Raw genomic sequence first — 2,702 nt, 5'->3', positions numbered from 1 at the left:
CTGTACAATACAGGATAGCATCCATGTGTTCAGCCTAGTTCATAAATATGTGTCCAGGATTCTGGGTACATATCATTATGACGAGTCGTTTGGTTATGGGTATTGGGCGATAGGATCGTATGTGTCAACCGCTGACAGCACAGTGCTGAACTTCCTTGTGGACACGGGATACAGGAGCGAAGGCGATAACCTAAGTGTTGTCAACATGCCGGTGCTTGGAACTGATTCACTGCTGGGAGTCAGATACATCGTATCTGATTATGCTTTGGAGGGCATGGATAAAGTAGAGGATATTGCAGACAATGCAAATGGAGCCGGTGTATACGAGAACCCATACAGCCTGCCTATGGCATTTGTATATGATTCAGGCAAATATACAGCGGCAAAATATAACGGCAATCCGTTTGAATATCAAAATGAGCTCTACAGCGAGCTGCTCGGCAGAAAGGTTGAGATCTATAAGCCTTTAAAGTACGAGACGGTTGTAAGTAAAGCGAAGAAGCGTGTATACAAGATGGAGATCCCGGAAGGCAATTACATCGCTTATGGCAATATCCCATGGAACAGTCTGTTTAACGCAAAGCTGAATGTCAATGGAATATACAGAACCGGATATGCCAGATGGCTTTCGCCGTCAGTGTTCAATATTCCTGTAAATGAGGATCGTGATTACTACAAGGTTGTGCTTCACTCAAAGCAGAAGCTAGATCTGGATGATGGAGCAGAGCAGTTTTATGTTCTTGATCTGGATTTGCTGAAAAGCATAGCAGAGGAGCTTGAGAAAAATACCCCTGATGTGATGGATATAGAAAATGGCAGCGCAGAATTTGTTGTAAATGCCAAGGAAGGACAGAGTTTATTCACATCTATTCCTTACTGTGATGGTTGGACAGTCAAAGTTAACGGCCAGAAGGTACAGCCGGATAAGGTGGTAGACAGCCTGTATTCTATAAGTCTTGTTGAGGGTGAGAATGTTGTTGAGATGAAATTCCATGTGAAATATGCAGGCGCAGGTATTGCCTGTTCGATAATAGGTATCGCAATGCTGGTATTTGCGGAGTTTTACAGAAAACGAAGAAAATAGTTATTGAATATATTATTTTGTTGTGTTATTATGTTTCAAGTTGGTGTTAAAATTATACACACACCATTTTTTCGGAAACGGAGGTGTTAAGATGCTGAAGACAATATTAATGGTAATTTATGTTATAGTATGTATAGTATTAGCAATAGTGGTTCTTTCACAGGAAGGAAAGGATGCGAGCCTTACAAGTTCCATATCAGGAGCAGGCGGCGGATTTGACAATTCCTACTGGAGCAAGAATAAGGGAAGCTCAAAGCAGGAGATACTTAAGAAGATAACAGCAGTTCTCACAGTTCTCTTCTTTGTACTTGCATTACTGCTTGACTCAAAGCTTTTCAACTAATAATGATTTCTGATGCTTACATATATTAACTGATATATGTAAGCATTTTTTTGCTCATTATGCAATGTATTTGTGCGGTAGGGATGCGGGCATAATGTATATAGAAAGGGTTTGTTATGGATAATAAGGATTTGGAGTTATACAACAGAAGAAAACAGACGGTATATGAATTTATATGCGATGATGATTATCCGCCTATGAAGTTCAAGGAGATGTGTACATTCCTTCAGGTCCCGGGAGATGAGAGACAGACATTTCTCGATATACTGAATGACCTCACAGAGGAGGGACTGATCATCAGATCGGCAAAAGGGCGATATCAGAAGGTCGGAGAAGGGACATACAAGGGAACATTTATCGGCAATCAGAGAGGTTTTGGATTTGTCCGCGTTGAGGGCATGAAGGAGGATTTCTTTGTCCCTGAGAAGAATACCATGGGAGCGTTCCACGGTGATACAGTCCTCATACGTGCGGAGGACAGACCGAAGGGAATGAAGCAGGAAGCATCGGTTATAAAGGTACTTGAGCGTGGACTAAAGAAGGTTGTCGGAGTCTATCAGAAGAATAAGAACTTTGGATTTGTCATACCTGACAATCTGAAAATAGATGGAGACATATTTATATCCAAGGAAAATTCCATGGGCGCCATGGCTGGACATAAGGTTGTGGCGGAGATCATCAGTTATGGAGACAAAGTGAAGTCTCCGGAGGGAAAGATTATAGAGATACTTGGACATATAAATGATCCGGAGAGTGACGTGCTGTCTGTGGTCAGAGCTCTGGACATTCCAGTCGATTTTCCTGACGAGGTCATGGACAGCCTCTCACAGATCCCTGATTTTGTCAGCGCATCGGAGATGGCAGGCAGAACGGATCTCCGACATCTTCAGACAGTGACGATAGATGGCGAGGATGCAAAAGACCTGGACGATGCCATAACACTCTATGAGGCGGACGGAATGTACAAGCTTGGTGTGCACATAGCTGACGTGACCCACTATGTAAAGGAGAATTCCCCTCTGGATAAAGAGGCACTTAACAGAGGTACAAGCTGTTATCTCGTGGACAGGGTAATACCTATGCTTCCGCACAAGCTGTCAAATGGTATCTGTTCGCTGAATGAAGGGCAGGACAGATTGGCGCTGAGCTGCCTTATGGACATAGATCAGAAGGGCCACATAGTAGGACATAAGATATGTGAGACTGTGATCAATGTGGACCGTAGAATGTCATATACAAGTGTGTCTGCAATTGTCGAGGATCACGATCCAGGGG

The 2,702-nt window shown here is 43.1% G+C and carries 3 protein-coding genes; all 3 read left to right on the top strand.

All coding sequences use genetic code 11. From position 1 onward, the window contains the following. Positions 1-1,084 (top strand): YfhO family protein (locus ABUA34_RS14075; protein ID WP_349823523.1); only part of this gene is annotated, 1,084 nt, incomplete at its 5' end. 91 nt (positions 1,085-1,175) lie between these two features. Beyond that, positions 1,176-1,427, top strand: a complete 252-nt coding sequence (secG, locus tag ABUA34_RS14070) for a preprotein translocase subunit SecG (RefSeq protein ID WP_015534991.1) — start codon at positions 1,176-1,178, stop codon at positions 1,425-1,427. Positions 1,428-1,543: 116 nt separating this feature from the next. Further along, positions 1,544-2,702 (top strand): ribonuclease R family protein (locus ABUA34_RS14065; RefSeq protein ID WP_349823522.1); only part of this gene is annotated, 1,159 nt, incomplete at its 3' end.

The organism is Coprococcus sp. RTP21428st1_C9_RTP21428_210409 (assembly GCF_040227395.1).
Taxonomy (GTDB): Bacteria; Bacillota; Clostridia; order Lachnospirales; family Lachnospiraceae; genus Coprococcus; species Coprococcus aceti.
Note: the sequence above shows the minus strand (reverse complement) of the source record. Positions and strands in the feature narration are given on the sequence as shown.